Source organism: Nocardioides sp. 616, assembly GCF_002930065.1.
Taxonomy (GTDB): Bacteria; Actinomycetota; Actinomycetes; order Propionibacteriales; family Nocardioidaceae; genus Nocardioides; species Nocardioides houyundeii.
Genome location: NZ_POAG01000022.1, coordinates 113,284 through 128,707, shown reverse-complemented (window position 1 = coordinate 128,707; position 15,424 = coordinate 113,284). Strand labels below are relative to the sequence as shown.

Annotated in this window: 13 protein-coding genes and 1 tRNA gene; 4 read left to right on the top strand and 10 right to left on the bottom strand. The window is 70.5% G+C overall.

All coding sequences use genetic code 11. The features are described 5' to 3' along the window. Positions 1–203 precede the first annotated feature (203 nt). From pth to C5H89_RS15475, 7 genes are all read right to left on the bottom strand, one after another. Positions 204–794 carry an aminoacyl-tRNA hydrolase gene (pth, locus tag C5H89_RS15505; protein WP_104107880.1) on the bottom strand — a complete coding sequence of 197 codons (591 nt, stop codon included), beginning with the start codon at positions 792–794 and terminating at the stop codon, positions 204–206. A 96-nt stretch (positions 795–890) separates the two neighbouring features. Further along, on the bottom strand, positions 891–1,559 hold the full coding sequence (locus C5H89_RS15500; RefSeq protein ID WP_104107879.1) for a 50S ribosomal protein L25/general stress protein Ctc: 669 nt from the start codon (positions 1,557–1,559) through the stop codon (positions 891–893). A 225-nt stretch (positions 1,560–1,784) separates the two neighbouring features. After that, entirely contained in the window at positions 1,785–2,756 is a 972-nt protein-coding gene (locus C5H89_RS15495) for a ribose-phosphate diphosphokinase (RefSeq protein WP_101523650.1), read from the bottom strand. A gap of 66 nt (positions 2,757–2,822) precedes the next feature. Next, a complete protein-coding gene (gene glmU, locus C5H89_RS15490) occupies positions 2,823–4,295 on the bottom strand; it encodes a bifunctional UDP-N-acetylglucosamine diphosphorylase/glucosamine-1-phosphate N-acetyltransferase GlmU (protein WP_104107878.1) in 1,473 nt (490 codons plus the stop codon). 43 nt (positions 4,296–4,338) lie between these two features. Next, a complete protein-coding gene (locus tag C5H89_RS15485; RefSeq protein ID WP_104107877.1) occupies positions 4,339–5,601 on the bottom strand; it encodes a hypothetical protein in 1,263 nt (420 codons plus the stop codon). Between the two features lie 167 nt (positions 5,602–5,768). Further along, positions 5,769–5,847 (bottom strand) — tRNA-Gln (locus tag C5H89_RS15480). 39 nt (positions 5,848–5,886) lie between these two features. Further along, a complete protein-coding gene (locus C5H89_RS15475; protein WP_162799410.1) occupies positions 5,887–6,975 on the bottom strand; it encodes a sulfotransferase family protein in 1,089 nt (362 codons plus the stop codon). Between the two features lie 99 nt (positions 6,976–7,074). On the opposite strand from C5H89_RS15475, the gene C5H89_RS15470 reads away from it, so the two are divergent. Genes C5H89_RS15470 through C5H89_RS15460 form a run of 3 tightly spaced genes read left to right on the top strand, consistent with a single transcriptional unit; the run spans position 7,075 to position 11,589 of the window. Then, a complete protein-coding gene (locus tag C5H89_RS15470) occupies positions 7,075–8,202 on the top strand; it encodes an ATP-dependent DNA ligase (RefSeq protein ID WP_104107875.1) in 1,128 nt (375 codons plus the stop codon). After that, positions 8,199–8,792 (top strand): hypothetical protein, encoded by a 594-nt coding sequence (locus tag C5H89_RS15465; RefSeq protein WP_240181896.1) that lies wholly within the window; start codon positions 8,199–8,201, stop codon positions 8,790–8,792. Before C5H89_RS15470 ends, C5H89_RS15465 begins: the two co-directional genes overlap by 4 nt. 31 nt (positions 8,793–8,823) lie before the next feature. Then, positions 8,824–11,589 carry a stealth conserved region 3 domain-containing protein gene (locus C5H89_RS15460; protein ID WP_104107874.1) on the top strand — a complete coding sequence of 922 codons (2,766 nt, stop codon included), beginning with the start codon at positions 8,824–8,826 and terminating at the stop codon, positions 11,587–11,589. Positions 11,590–11,605: 16 nt separating this feature from the next. On the opposite strand, the gene C5H89_RS15455 is transcribed toward C5H89_RS15460, so the two are convergent. The 3 genes from C5H89_RS15455 to C5H89_RS15445 all read right to left on the bottom strand — a co-directional run bounded on the left by C5H89_RS15455 (position 11,606) and on the right by C5H89_RS15445 (position 14,641). Continuing rightward, positions 11,606–12,163, bottom strand: a complete 558-nt coding sequence (locus C5H89_RS15455; protein ID WP_104107873.1) for a DUF664 domain-containing protein — start codon at positions 12,161–12,163, stop codon at positions 11,606–11,608. An 87-nt stretch (positions 12,164–12,250) separates the two neighbouring features. Continuing rightward, on the bottom strand, positions 12,251–13,330 hold the full coding sequence (locus C5H89_RS15450; RefSeq protein ID WP_104107872.1) for a DNA polymerase domain-containing protein: 1,080 nt from the start codon (positions 13,328–13,330) through the stop codon (positions 12,251–12,253). An 81-nt stretch (positions 13,331–13,411) separates the two neighbouring features. Beyond that, positions 13,412–14,641 carry an HNH endonuclease signature motif containing protein gene (locus tag C5H89_RS15445; RefSeq protein WP_240181912.1) on the bottom strand — a complete coding sequence of 410 codons (1,230 nt, stop codon included), beginning with the start codon at positions 14,639–14,641 and terminating at the stop codon, positions 13,412–13,414. A 267-nt stretch (positions 14,642–14,908) separates the two neighbouring features. Between C5H89_RS15445 and msrB the strand changes: the two genes are divergently transcribed. Next, the gene (gene msrB, locus C5H89_RS15440) at positions 14,909–15,325 is read left to right on the top strand and encodes a peptide-methionine (R)-S-oxide reductase MsrB (protein ID WP_104107870.1); all 417 of its coding nucleotides are present in this window, start codon (positions 14,909–14,911) and stop codon (positions 15,323–15,325) included. Positions 15,326–15,424 lie beyond the last annotated feature (99 nt).

The window sequence follows — 15,424 nt, the reverse complement described above, 5'->3', positions numbered from 1 at the left end:
CGCTACGCGGCTGCTGTGGCGTCCCCCCGGACGCACGGAACCAAAGACTCACGATTGCTCCCCCGAGCTCGTCCGCCGCCAATGATGGACGAGCCGTTGCTTGTGCTTGACCGAGACGCTACGAGCCGCGGGGCCCTACCGCATGCCCGATATTGGGTGACTAGGCCGTCCGGGTCACTCCGGGCGACCGATCGGAGGATGGCTCAGCGGTTGAACTTCTGCTGTGCCTTCTCCAGGCCGGAGGTGATCAGGCACTCCACGGCGTCCGCGGCCTCGATGATCTGGAAGGGGAGCTCCTTGCGCTCCACGGTGTTGTAGTTGGACAGCACGAAGTCGGCCACGTCCTGGCGACCGGGGGGCCGCCCGATGCCGGCCCGGACCCGGTAGAAGTCGCCGGTGCCCAGCGAGGCACGCATCGAGCGCAGGCCGTTGTGGCCGTTGTCGCCGCCACCGAGCTTGAGTCGCAGCGCCCCGAACGGGATGTCCAGCTCGTCGTGCACGGCGATGATCCGCGAGGCCGGCACGTCGTAGAACTTGGCCACCGCCGACACCGGCCCGCCGGTCTCGTTCATGTAGGACCTGGGCCGCACCAGGACCACCCGGGGACCCGCCTCCCCCGGGACGCCGAGCCGCCCCTCCACCACCTCGGCACGACCGGTCTTGTGCGCGCGGAACTTCGACGCCATGCGGTCGGCGAGCTCGTCGGTCACCAGGTAGCCGATGTTGTGCCGGTGGCCGGCGTACGTCGGTCCCGGGTTGCCGAGGCCGACGACCAGCCACACGTCCGCAGTCATGGCTCCAGTATCCCTGGAACGCAGACAGCGCCGTGGGGAGCCCCCACGGCGCTGTCGGTGCGTCGAGGTGATCGCATGGCGAACCCTCGGCGCGAGTCACTCGGAGGCGGTGTCCCCGGACTCCTCGGCAGCAGCCGCCTCTTCCTTCTCCTCGTCGGAGGGCTCGCGCTCGATGCCGGCCTCGGCCTCGGCCTCCTCCAGCTCGGCCTCCAGCTCCTCGGCGGTGATCTGACCGGTGATGTTGACGATCAGCAGGTCCGCGTCGGCGACCAGCGTGGTGCCCTTGGGCAGCTTCAGGTCCGAGGCGTGGATCTGGGTGCCGACCCGCTTGCCCGCGATGTCGATCTCGATGAGCTCGGGGATGTGGGTGGCCTCGGCCTCGACCTGGATGGTGTTGTTCTCGAGCACCACGAACGAGTCGGGGACCGCGTTGCCGACGGTCGCCAGCGGGACGTCGACGGTGACCTTCTCGCCACTGCGGACGGCCACGAAGTCGATGTGCTCGATGACGCGGCGGATCGGGTCGACCTGGACCTCGCGAGCCAGGGCCAGCTGCAGGTTCCCGTCGACGTCGAGCTCGAGCACGGAGTTCGTGCCGCCGTGCTTGAGGGCCATCATCGTGGAGTGACCCGGGAGGGTCAGGTGGACGGGCTCGTTGCCGTGTCCGTACAGCACGGCCGGGATCTTGTTGTCCCGGCGGATGCGGCGCGCCGCTCCCTTGCCGAACTCTGCGCGGACCTCGGCGGTGATCTTCTCGCTGGACATGCTCAACTCCGTTGCTGGGTGACTCGTGCTGGGGTGGATCAGGACTCTGGATGCCCGCGAGACGACGAACGCCGCGCTCCCGGCAGGGGGCGCGGCGCAGTGTGGCTGGCCAGCCCTGTCGATCACGGAGCTCCTGGTGTTCGCAGGACTCCCTCGCCGAGGCAACCCGGGCACCTTACTCCGTGATGCCCGGGCTGCACCAATCCAGCGCTCAGGGGCGAGGGCTCAGGCCTGGCCGTCGAACATGGACGTGACGGACCCGTCCTCGAAGACCTCGCGGATCGCCCGGGCGAGCAGCGGTGCGATAGAGAGGGTGGTCAGCTTGTCGAACTGCTTGTCGTCGGGGATCGGCAGCGTGTTGGTGACCACGATCTCGCTGGCCACGCAGTTCTTGAGCCGGTCGATGGCCGGGTCGGAGAGGATCGCGTGGGTCGCGGCGATGATGACCCCGGCCGCGCCGGCGTCCATGCACGCCTCAGCCGCCTTCACGATGGTGCCACCGGTGTCGATCATGTCGTCGGTCAGCACGCAGATGCGGCCCGCCACCTCGCCGACGACCCGGTTGGCGACCGTCTCGTTGGGCCGGTCGGTACGCCGGGTCTTGTGGATGAACGCCAGCGGCACCCCGCCCAGGCGGGCCGACCAGCGCTCGGCGACCTTGATCCGGCCCGCGTCCGGGGAGACCACGGCGAGCTGCTGGGTGCCGTACTTCTCCTTGACGTAGTCGGTCAGGATGGTGAGGGCCATGAGGTGGTCGACCGGGCCGTCGAAGAACCCCTGGATCTGGTCGGAGTGCAGGTCGACGGTGATCAGGCGGTCCGCACCCGCGGTCTTGAACAGGTCGGCCATCAGCCGGGCCGAGATCGGCTCACGGCCGCGGTGCTTCTTGTCCTGGCGGGCGTAGCCGTAGAAGGGCATGACCACGGTGATCCGCTTGGCGGAGGCGCGCTTGAGCGCGTCCACCATGATCAGGTGCTCCATGATCCACTCGTTGATCGGCGAGGTGTGGCTCTGGATCACGAAGGCGTCGCAACCGCGCACGGACTCCTCGTAGCGCACGTAGAGCTCGCCGTTCGCGAACGCGTAGACCGACTGCGGCACCAGTCCGCTGCCGAGCAGGTCGGAGACCTCGCTGGCGAGGTCAGGGTGTGCCCGGCCACTGAAGACCATCAGGTTCTTCTCAGTGGTCCGCTTCATTCCACTCACGGTGGCGCTCCTCGTGGGGGGGTGCGAGGTGACGGCCCCCGGATGAACAGGGCCTACTCAGGATTGTGAACCACGGGAGGGCTCTGCCCCAACCCCGGGGTCCACCTGTCCCGCCACCTGATCGGCCTCCTGGGCGGCCTCGGCCTGCTGGCTCCCGGGGCGCCGGGCGAAGACCCAGCCCTCGATGTTGCGTTGCTCACCTGCGGAGACCGCGAGGGCCCCGGCCGGTACGTCGTCGCGCACCACGGTTCCACCACCGGTGGCCGCTCCGTCGCCGATCGTGACGGGCGCCACGAACGTGTTGTTGGACCCGGTCCGGGCGTGCTTGCCGACGGTGGTGTGGTGCTTGGCGACGCCGTCGTAGTTGGCGAAGATGGTGCCGGCACCGATGTTGGTGCCCTCCCCGATGTCGGCGTCGCCGACGTAGGACAGGTGCGGGACCTTGGCCCCCTCGCCGATGACCGCGTTCTTGGTCTCGACGAAGCCGCCGATCTTGCCTCCCGCCCCGAGCCGGGTGCCGGGGCGCAGGTAGGAGAAGGGGCCGACGTTCGCGCGCTCCCCGATCACGGCCAGCTCGGCGTGGGTGCGCACCACCCGGGCGCCCTCGCCGACCTCGCAGTCCTTCAGCGTGGAGTCGGGGCCGATCACGGCGTCCTCGCCCACCACCGTGGCGCCGAGCAGCTGTACGCCGGGCAGGATGGTGACGTCGGGCGCGAGGACCACGTCGGAGTCGATCCAGGTCGTACGGGGGTCCATCACGGTGACGCCCTCGCGCATCCACCTGGTCACGATGCGGCGGTTCAGCTCCGCGCCGAGCTCGGCGAGCTGGGCGCGGTCGTTGGCGCCCTCGGTCTGCTTGACGTCGCTGATGGCGAACGCCCCCACGCTGAGCCCCTGGGCACGTGCGAGGGCGATCGCGTCGGTGAGGTAGTACTCGCCCTTGGCGTTGTCGTTGTCGATGAGCTCGAGCGCCGAGCGCAGGAAGTCGGCCTGGAAGGCGAGGATCCCGGAGTTGATCTCCCGGATCTGCCGCTCCTCCTCCGAGGCCTCCTTCTCCTCGACGATCCGCTCGACCTCACCGGACTCGTTGCGCACGATCCGGCCATAGCCGAAGGGCCGGTCCACGACTCCTGACAGGATGCTGACCGAGTGGCCCGTCTGCTCGTGCTCGGCGACGAACCGGCGCAGGCTCTCCCCCTCCAGCAGCGGGGTGTCCCCGGCCGCCACCACCACGGTCCCGGTGGTCGGGCCCGCGACGTCCATCGCCACCCGGACCGCGTGCGCGGTGCCCTCCTGGGTCTCCTGCACGGCGAGCACCGCGTCCGGCACCAGCTCGGTGATGTGCTCGGCGACCTGCTCGCGCTGGTGGCCGACGACGGCGACGATCCGCGAGGGCTCCATCGCCTGCACGGCGCGGAGCACGTGCCCGATCATGGACCGGCCCCCCACCGGGTGCAGGACCTTCATGGTCTTGGACTTCATCCGGGTGCCGCCTCCGGCGGCGAGGACGATGACGGTGAGGTTGTCCATCGGTTGCTCCCTGCGCTAGATCTGCGAGCGGGTGGGTCGGCGATCAGTCACGCGGCTTGGCCCGCGGTCGACGAGACTCGACCATGATGGGCGAGAGGTCGACCGTCACGACCTTTCCAGGCTTTGTCGAAGACTTCTTGCCGAGCGAGGTGAACTCCTTCTTGGCCCATTTCGGCGCCGGGACCGTGCGTGTCTTCCCTGAGCGGGTCCAGTAGATGTGGCGCTTGAGCCGACCCTGACGGAACGTGCAGGTGGTCACGCCGCCCTTCACGTTGCACCCGACCGGACGCATCCCGGTGAGCCAGTCCTCAACCTCACGGAATGCCTTGCCAGCGCGAGTCAAGCGGCCCTTGCCGTTGTTGAGGGACGTGTTGACGGTCTCGTGCCTCTCCCAGCGCCACCAGTAGACCCGGTCGGCACCCGAGACGGCCTGGAGCGCATACGTACGGACGACGTAGGCGGCCTGACGCTTCATCGAGATGGGGGCAAGCGTGGTGGCCAGGCCGCTGGCACCGTAGTTGATCTCGGTGGCCCACAACTGCCCGTCGAACCCGTGCCTGTCGAGGGAGCGGCGTGCCCACCTCGTCAGCGCAAGGGCGTCCTCCGGATCCTCGTCCGGCATGGGGTAGGCACTGATGGCGGCCGCGTCGACGAAGTCGGCGGTGGTCTTCCGTCCGATCTTCTGGGACCAGTACGTTCGCCACCAGTGGCGCGTCGGAGTGTTCGCACCACGAAGTGGGAACGACGCCGCCACCACGTAGGCCGTGGGCGCGAGATCCCGCTTGGCCTGCCACAGGATCTTCGTCATCTTGCCCATGCGGGCGGGGCTACCGGTGTAGAACAGCGTAACGCTCGCCTCGCTCCACACCTGGTAGCTGGCACGGCCCCCATAACGTCCAACGAGCGCCTGGACGTAGTTCCGGTATGCGTTCAGACGGGGAGGAGATGCAGACGTTGGTGCCCCCTTGCCGACAGCATGAAACTCAGGCGTTCCTTCAATGATGATGAGCGGCTCGACTCCGTGCTCCTCGGCGGTGGCCACCTGGGCGTCCAACTCGGACCAGTCGTACACCCCCGAGGAACGCTCAATCGAAGACCAGTACTGCACAAGCCGAACCGTGCCCACGCCTAGAGCGGGCCAGGATGTCTGACCCTCGGGACCGAGCCAGATGCCGAGGCCGAAGAACTCGGGCCTGATCTTGTCGCGCACTGCCGCCTGGGAAGGTGCCGCGAGCAACGAGGGCACGAGCAGGGCCGCGAGCAAGAACGGCAGCAGCCGGCGAAGACGACGTCCGGGGAAGATCACGTGAGTTCCTCTCGGCGCAGGCACGGCCGCGTCGGCTGTCTGGATTCGATGCCACAACAAATACTTCGCGCACTCTACGGGCGGATCGCGAGGAGCGTGACTCCTCGGAACGAATTCGGTGCTCACGCACGTGGGCTCGACGGAATCGTCCACGCTGCAATGTCTAGCTCCCCGGGTAGGAGTCGAACCTACGTCGCTAGTCCTGATTCAAAGTCAGGCGGGCCCTGCCGGCAGACCAACCGGGGATCGTGATCAGCCCCGAACTCTAGTGGACCACCTGCGCGGTCACCCGCGTCGGCCGCGACCGGGCAGCCGGTCGAGCAGGCTCCTGCGCTCCGGGTGCGCGGCCCGCTGCTCGGCCTCGCGGAGCTGGCGACGCAGGTCCTGCATGGTGGCCCGCTGCACGTCGCGGGCCTTGCGGGCGGCCAGCACCGCCTCGGCCTTGCTGTGGTCGTAGGTGAGGGCGACGGCCTCGGCGTAGCGGGCGGCGTAGTCGGCCTGGATCTGGTCCAGGCGCTTGGTCGCGACCGTGGAGGTGGGCTCCTCGACCAGCTGGCCGAGCAGGTCCCAGACCTCCTGCGCGGTGTCGCGCAGGTGTGCGGGGAGGTGCAGGTCGTCCCAGGTCAGCTGCGACTTGCGCATCGACGGCTCGATGAACTCGTCCACCGGGTGGGGCGCCGGGTCCGCGAGGTCGGCGTCGTAGGTCAGGTCGAGCTGCTGCCCGACGCGGGCCAGCGCGGTGCGCCAGTCGGCGAGCAGGTCGCCGTACCGGATGAAGGAGCGGGCGGTGCCGCGACCGGCGCGCTCGGTGAGCAGCGCGGCGTTGACCCAGCCGGCGACGTTGGAGGTCTCCTTGACCAGCCGGAGCTCCTCGCTCTGGCTCTGCAGGTAGGCGATGTCGCGCGACCCCACGACCTCGGCCGGGTGACGCAGGGCGGTCAGCCACTTCAGGTCCACGCCCAGATCGGCGCAGACCGTGCCCCACACCTCGGCGAACCAGAACGCGTGCGGGTCCTTGACGACCAGGCGGGGGTGGTCGAGCTGACCCGAGAGCCACTCCTTGAGCCGCCGCTGCGGCTCCCCGGTGGCCGCCAGCTCCGCGACCAGGGCGGGCGCGTCGGGGCGGGAGTCGATGTTGTGCATCGCGAGCTGCTTGAGGTAGCCCTTGTGGAAGTCGATGACCCACTTGGGCTCGTAGAAGCCGCGCGGGTTGGTCTCCGAGGCCTCCACCTCGGGCTGCGGCACGTGCAGGCCCAGCCGCTTGAGGCTGCCGGCCAGGGAGCTGGTGCCGCTGCGGCCGGAACCGGAGACCAGGACCAGGGAGACGCCCGAGGAGTCGGGCGCCGGGTCGGCGGGGCTGGTCGGGCTCGTCATCGACATGGATCCTTCTCGTCAGGGCGGGGCAGCTCCGGGCCACACTATCGCCGGCCGTGTCCCGGTTCAGGCGCGCCGGGCGGTACTAGGGTCTGTGGTGTGCACCTGCCCGTCATGCCACCGGTCCAGCCGATGCTCGCCGCCAGCGCCGCCGCGGTCCCCACCAAGGGCGGCATGAGCTTCGAGCCGAAGTGGGACGGGTTCCGCTGCCTGGTCTTCCGCGACGGCGACGAGGTCGAGCTCGCCAGCCGCAACACCAAGCCGCTGACCCGCTACTTCCCCGAGATCGTCGCCGCGGTGCTGGCCCAGCTGCCCGAGCGGATCGTGCTGGACGGCGAGATCTTCGTGGCCCGCTCCGCGCCGGACGGGAGCACCCGGCTGGAGTTCGAGGTGCTGCAGGAACGGATCCACCCCGCCAAGTCCCGGGTCGCCATGCTCGCCGAGACCACGCCGGCGGGCTTCGTGGCCTTCGACCTGCTCGCCCTGGGCGAGGAGTCCTTCCTGGACCGCCCGTTCGCGGAGCGGCGAGCCGCCCTGGAGCAGGCCCTGGCCGGGCTGGACGGCCCCTGTTTCCTGACCCGCACGACCACCGATCCGGAGCTGGCGCAGGAATGGTTCACCGACTTCGAGGGGGCCGGCCTGGACGGGGTGGTCGCCAAGCCGCTGGACGCGCCGTACACCCCGAACAAGCGGACCATGGTCAAGGTCAAGCACGAGCGCACCGCGGACGTGGTGGTGGCGGGGATGCGCGAGCACAAGACCTCGACACCGCAGCGGCCACTGCTCGGCAGCCTGCTGCTCGGCCTGTACGACGGGGAGCAGCTGCAGCACGTCGGCGTCAGCGCCAGCTTCACCGCCAAGCGTCGCGCCGAGCTGTGGGACGAGCTGCAGCCGCTGGCCTGCGACATCGCCGAGCACCCCTGGGGCGCCTGGGCGGAGCAGCCGGGGAGCGACGGCGGGATCATCGCCAACCCGGACCGGGTGCCCGGGACCCAGAGCCGCTGGAGCGCGGGCAAGGACCTGAGCTTCGTGCCGCTGCACCCGGAGCGGGTGCTGGAGGTGAAGTACGACCACATGGAGGGGCGGCGCTTCCGGCACACCGCCCAGTTCAAGAGGTGGCGCCCCGACCGTGACCCCACCTCGTGCGACTACGGGCAACTGGACGAGGCGACCGGCTACGACCTCGCTAGGATCCTGGCCATCGACCACAAGGAGCCGCCACGATGACGCCCCCGACCGAGAACCCGGACAACCTGACCGAGAACGACCCCATCGACGACGGCATCGGCACCTACGACGTGGTCATCCTGGCCGAGCACGAGGTCAGCGCGACCGACGCGCAGCAGATCCACAGCCTGCACGAGGACATCAAGGACCAGGTCGTCTACCACGTGCTGATCCCCCTGGACGACGCCTCGGCCCGGATCGAGGCGTCCATGGGCGCGCTCGGCGCCGGGGAGATGCTGGCGGCTCCCACCATCCTCTCCGACGCCGACGTCGAGGCGGTGCGCCGGGACTGCCAGGAGCGTGCCGCGGAGGAGCTCTCGGTGAGCCTGGCCTCGTTGGCCGCCACCGGGGCGCAGACCACGGGCACCGTGGTGGACGAGTCCCCGCTGGACGACCTGGAGACCAAGGTCGCCGCGGTCGACGCACGCGAGGCGATCATCCTCACCCGTCCGCACGTGGTGGCGGAGTTCTTCCACGTCGACTGGACCTCCCGGGCCCGCCGCAAGATCGGCGTACCGGTGCTGCACCTGCTCGAGCACGAGCGGTTCGACGAGCAGGCCGGCGGCGGCGAGGGCGTGACCGGGGTCTAGGCGCGGCGGGGACGGGACGAGGACGCCAGGAGTGGCACTGGGCGGTCGGCTGCGCACGGCAGCCGCGGCACTGCGCTCCCGCGACGGCGCACGGCTGCGCATCGGGTTCGTGCTCTACAACGCCGACGGGATGGGCGGCACGGCACGCTCGGCGATCACCCAGGCCAACGCCCTGGCGGCGCTGCCTACCGGACACCAGATCTCGCTGATCAGCGTCACCCGCAGCGGCGAGCACCCGCACTACCGCCTGCACGACGAGGTGGGCGTGGAGTACCTGGTCGACGTCCGCGACCCGAATGCCCCCCGAGCGGTGCAGCCGGGGGTGGTCACCCCCGAGGTCGCGGAGGAGCTGGGACGGCGCGAGTCGGTGCTGGTGCCGCGGCGCTGGGACGCCTCCTTCTCCGCCCTGACCGACGCGGCGCTGCGCGCGCACCTGCCGGGCCTCGAGCTGGACGTCGTCGTGACCACCACCCCCGAGCTGCTCGCGGTGGTCTCCCAGCTCGCCCCGCCCGAGGTGGCACTGGTGCACCAGGAGCACCGGGCCTCCTCGCGGCGGGTCAACGACCTGGAGGCGCTGCTGTCGTTCGCCCCGCGTGCCGACGTGGTGGCGTCGCTGACGGGGTCGATGAACGACTGGCTGGCAGCCGAGCTGCGCGGAGCCGCGCCGGAGATGGTGGTGATGCCCAACCCGCTGCCCACCACCACGCAGCCCCGCTCACCCCTCGACGCGCCGGTGATCGTCTCTGCCGGGCGCCTGGTGCCGGAGAAGCAGTTCGAGCACGTCATCGACGCGTTCGCGCAGGTGTGCGACCAGCTGCCCGGCTGGACGCTGCGCATCTGGGGGGACGGGCCGCGGCGCGCCGCGCTGCAGGGCCTGGTCCGCAAGCGCGGTCTGGAGGGTCGGGTCGAGCTGCCCGGCGCGACCGAGGAGATGGCCGAGGAGTGGGCCAGGTCGAGCGTCGTGGTGCTGGCGTCCCGTTCCGAGGGCTTCCCGCTGGTGGTGCAGGAGGCGATGTCGGCCGGGGTGCCGGTGGTCAGCTACGACTGTCCCTCCGGCCCCCGCGAGATCATCACCCACGACCGGGACGGCCTGCTGGTGCCGCCCGGCTCGAAGGCGGGGCTGGCCGCCGCGATGCTCCGGCTCGCCTCCGACGCCGGCCTGCGCGCTCGTCTGGGCGCGGCCGCCCTGGAGTCCTCCACCGCGTACGAGGCTGGGGCACTGGCTGCGCGCTGGGTGGAGATCTACCACCGCGCGGTCGCTCGGCGCCGCGACCCGGTGGCTCCCCGCCGGGTGCTCCACGGTCGCCGGCCCGGGCCGGTGGGCACCCCGCCCGAGGGGGCACCGGCCACCGGTGTCGTCCCGGCCGCGGCACGTTCCGCCGCCCTGCGCACCGCGGTGGACGCCGCCCGGCCCGCAGGCCCGGGCTGGTTCGTGATCCCCGCCCACGCGCTCGACCCCGGACCGGTGCTGGTGGTGCCGATGGCGCGTCGTACCGCCTTCCTGGAGTCGCTCGCAGCCGAGCCGGGACCGGCCTACCTCAGCCTCCGGGACCCCGCGGAGCGTGGTTGGCCGGAACGCCGCGGCACCGCGTCGGCGATGGCCGAGGCCCTGCTGCGCACCCGGGGGGCACGGATCCACCTGGAACCGTGGCCCGGTCGCGGTGGCCACCACGGGCTGCTCGCCGAGGGCGCCGGCGTCACCGTGGAGTTCTGGGACGCCCAGCCCAGCGGCGACCTGGTCGCCCCCGACCCCACCCGGTACGGCGACCGGCTCCCCGCGGGCGCCACGATGACCGTCGCCGAGGTCGAGGGCGTGGAGGTCGCCACGCTGCCCGAGATGCTGCTGCCGACCACCGACGAGTGCCGCTTCGACATCGACGTGGTCTACACCTGGGTCGACGGCGACGACCCGGACTGGAACGAGCAGCGGATCCGCCGCCAGGAGCAGGTGACCGGAGTGGCGGCCACCCGCGAGGCGAGCGGCGACGCCCGCTACCGCAGTCGCGACGAGCTGCGCTACTCGATGCGCAGCGTTCACCTGTTCGCACCCTGGGTACGGCGGATCCACCTGGTCACCGCCGGTCAGGTGCCCGAGTGGCTGGACGTCTCGGACCCCCGGATCTCGGTGGTCGACCACCGGGACGTTTTCCCGGCCGACGCGCTCCCGACCTTCAGCTCCCACGCCATCGAGACCCGCCTGCACCACGTGCCGGGGCTGGCCGAGCGGTTCGTCTACCTCAACGACGACGTGTTCCTGGGCCGGCCGCGACGACCCGAGCACTTCTTCTCCCCCGCCGGCGCGTTCGCCGCGTTCGTCGCCGAGCGCCCCGTGGGGCTCCCCGGGTCCGCGGACCGGCCCTACCTGGCGGCCGCGGAGAACAACCGGGCGGTGCTGCGCGAGGCGTTCGGCGTCTACCTGACCCACACGATGGTGCACAGTCCCCATCCCCAGGTGCGCTCGGTGCTGAGCGAGATCGAGCAGCGCTTCCCCGCGGAGGTGGAAGGCACCACGCGTGCGCCGTTCCGCTCCGCGACCGACCTCTCGCTGCTCTCCTCGTTCGCCCAGCACTACGGCCTGCTCACCGGACAGGCCTACCCGGGCCAGGCGCACCACGCCTACGTCGACCTGGGACACCAGCAGCTGGAGAAGCAGCTGACCGGCCTGCTGCGCCGGGACCGGGACTTCTTCTGCGTGGCTGACCACCACGACTCCGCTCTCGGCGAGGACCAGGTGCAGGCGCTGCTGACCGGGGTGCTGGAGCAGTACTTCCCGGTCGCCGCCCCCTGGGAGAAGTAGGAGCCTCAGCGACTGGTCACTCGGCCCCCAGCTCGGCGACGATGTCGAGGTGGCCCGCGTGCCGGGCGTACTCGCTGAGCACGTGGAAGCAGATCCACTCCAGGGTGGGCGGGTGGTCCGCGAACCGACCTCCGACCGCTGCCTGCTCGGAGAGGGAGTGCTCCCGCAGGATCCGGTGGGTCCGCTCGGCCACCGCCTCCAGGCGCTCGGCGATCCGCTCCACCGTGACGTCGTCGGGGACGCTCCAGCGCGGGCCCTCCCGGACGTCGTCGACCTCTCGGGAGGCCCACGGGTCGCCGGTATTCCAGTCGCCCCACGGGTCGCGGACCTGCTCACCGAGGAAGCCCCAGATGAACCAGCGCTGCTCCATGTGCATGAGGTGGGACAGCAGCTCGATGGGCGTCCATCCCGATGGCAGGCGCGTCTTGCGGGACTCGCTGGAGTGCATCCCGGTCACCCTCGTGACGATGTCGGTCCGCAGCCAGTCCAGGTAGTCGCTCCAGCGCTCCGCGCCGGCGGCTCCGCGCTTGCCGGGCTCGCGGGGGAAGCGGTCGATTCGCTGGTCCTCGGGCATGTCTACCTCTGTACCACTCCGCGGGCCGACGCAACAGCGTCGTAGCGACCCAACATCGTGCTTACCCGGGCTCGTGCGGGTGACTGCTCAGGTGTCGACACGGTTGCCGTCGGTGTCCCAGTGCTCGGCCACCTTCTTGCTGGGCTGCACCCGAGGCGGCTCGCCGGGCATCTTGGGGTAGTCCGGCGGGTAGTTGAGCTCGACCGGGTGCTGCTCCCACAGGTCCAGGAGGGGGGTGAGGTCGTGCGCCACGTCGTCGATCTCAGCCCACGGGTCCGGCTGCTCGGCCAGACGCTGCGGCACGGTGACGAGGTTGAATCCCCGGGGGTCGTCGAGCTCGGCCAGCTCCTCCCAGGTCACCGGGGTGGAGACCGGCGCACCGGGCAGGGGGCGCAACGAGTACGCCGAGGCCATGGTGCGGTCGCGGCAGTTCTGGTTGTAGTCGACGAAGATCCTGCTCCCCCGTTCCTCCTTCCACCACGCGGTGGTCACGCCGTGGTCACGCTTCTCCAGCTCGCGGCCGAAGGCGATGGCGGCGTGCCGGACGTCGACGAACTCCCAGTCGGGCCGGATCCGGACGAAGACGTGCACGCCGCGGTTGCCGCTGGTCTTGGCGAATCCCCGGATGCCGAGCTCGGCCAGCAGCTCGCGAGCGGCCCCGGCGACGCGCACCGCGTCGGCGAACGACGTACCGGGCTGCGGGTCCAAGTCGATGCGCAGCTCGTCGGGGCGGTCCACGTCTGCCCGGCGGGTCGGCCACGGGTGGAAGGTGAGCGTGCCCATGTGGGCGCACCAGACCGGGACCGCGATCTCGGTTGGGCAGATCTCCGAGGCCTTGCGGCCGGACGGAAAGGTGATCTCCACCGCCTCCACGAAGTCGGGGGCGCCCTTGGCGATCCGCTTCTGGTAGAACGCCTCGGCGTCCTTGTCCTGCGGGCCGGTGGCCAGCTTGAAGCCCTCCCGCACCCCCGAGGGCCACCGCTCCAGGGCGGTGGGCCGGTCGCGCAGGGCCCGCATCAGCGGGTCGCCGACGTCGGCGAAGTACTGCGCCACCATCAGCTTGGTGACCTCCGGGGTGTGCTCGGTGGCCTCGTAGATGACGCGGTCCGGAGAGGAGACGCGAACCTCCCGGTCCCCGGCCTGGACGAAGGCTGCTGGTGTGGCCATGGGGTCACGCTAGCGAGGATCCCGGCACTCCGGCCGCTGGCGCTCCTCTCGACACGCGGACTCCCCTCCGGCAGGCCGCTCCTATCGTCTGCGGTGGAAGCGGTGCTCCCCGGAGGTGTGCTCACGTAGGTCCCAGCCCGGGTCATGGGCTCTGCGGTGGTGATGCCCGCACAACGGCAACCCGTTGCCCAGATCCGTGCCCCCGCCCCGGGACCAGGCCAACCGGTGGTGGTGGACCTCGCACCAGGAGAACGGCCGCTCGCACCCCGCCACCGCACACGAGTCATGGACCAGGGACAACGCCCGACGCTGCCCCACCGAGTGCAACCGGCGTTCCCGGCCCAGGTCCAGCGGCTCCGAGCGACCGCCCAGCACCACCGGGATCAAGCCCGCCTCGCACGCCAACCGACGAGCATCCCCCGCGCTCACCCGCACTCCGGTCTCCAACCGAGCCGCACCCACCCCGTCCAACAACGCCGCCAGGTCCGACGTGACCAGCACCGCCGCAGCCGCTCCGCCATGCCCACTGGTAGGCAGGTGCTCGATCAGCTCACACAACGCCGCACCCTGGACCTCGGGGAACGACACACTCTCCCCCACCCCCGCAGCGGTCTCATCGACCACCGGAGCCCCGGTCCTGTCCCGGCCCACCCGCCGCGGGCTGGTCAACCGGCCCAGCACCGTGTCCAACAGGTTCCCGTGCAGCTCCGGGATCCGGAACCGCCCCGACCACGTCCCGTCCCCGTTGTCGTGCAACGACAGGTACGTCTCCCGGTCAGCACCATGCTTCTCCCGGGTCAACATCGCGTGCTCGTGCTCATCAGCCAGCCCTCGATCCACCGGATCGAACATCCGCCGCGCCGCCTGCCGCAACCGCTTCGCGTTCATCGCACGCCCCGACCGCGTCCCGTCCCCGGTCGCCTTGCCCACCAACAGCTCCTCCGCGGTCGCGAGCTGCTCGGGCGTGGCCCGGGCCGGAGCCTGCTCCGCGGCGTTCACGATCACCCGGACCTGGTCCACCCTGATCCGGCCCGCCGCGAACGCCTCCCGCGTCGCGGCGTACTTGGAGGACAACAGCTCCCCCAACCTCAACCCCGCTGCCTGTGACTCCCGCGTCGCACCCAGCAACCCGGCCAACCACGCATCCGTCCCGGACGCCGCACCACCATGGACCGGATCCTCGGCCACCCGCCGCACCTGCGCCTCGGCGGAGAGCGCCAACCGCAACGCCGTCGCCGCCGACTCCAACCCCGCCAGCTCACCGATCGCCGCCGCCAGCTCCCCCACCTCCAACGACCCCGGCGACACCATCGCCGCGGCACGCAGCCCCAACCGAGCCTCCGCCACCGAGTCCACCAGCACGGATCCTGACGACCCCGAGCCCGACGTGTGCGGCGCGGCAACAGCCACCCCCACCGGGTCCCGCAACTGGCTCGTCGACATGGGACAAGCCAACCGGCAGGCACCGACATTCCAGCTCAGCGATCCCAACAACTGAGACAGTTTTCGAAAGAACATTCGAAAACCCAGGACTACCTCCCGCGGGCGGTCTTGGGAGGCACGATTACGGTGAGCCTCATGGGTTACGACGTGGAGAAGACCGACGAGCAGTGGCGAGCAGAGCTGTCCCCGGAGGAGTACGCCATCCTCCGCCAGGCCGGCACCGAGCGCGCCTTCACCGGTGAGTACAACGACACCGAGACCACCGGGGTCTACTCCTGCAAGGCCTGCGGCTCGGAGCTCTTCGAGTCCGACACCAAGTTCCACTCCGGGTGCGGCTGGCCGAGCTTCTACCAGCCGATGACCGACACGATCGAGTACATCGAGGACACCAGCCACGGCATGAAGCGCGTCGAGGTGCGCTGCGCGACGTGCGGCTCCCACCTGGGTCACGTCTTCCCCGACGGCTACGGCACGCCGACCGGCGACCGCTACTGCATCAACTCGCTGAGCCTCACCTTGCAGCCAAAGCAGGACACCTCTTCTTCTGACTGAGCACGATCCGCCTCAGAAGTGAGAGGGGGATTCCTCGAGAGCCTGGCCGATATGGACTGAAGGCGGGCACGCACGAGCCGCTGCAGTAGCGCTGGGTAC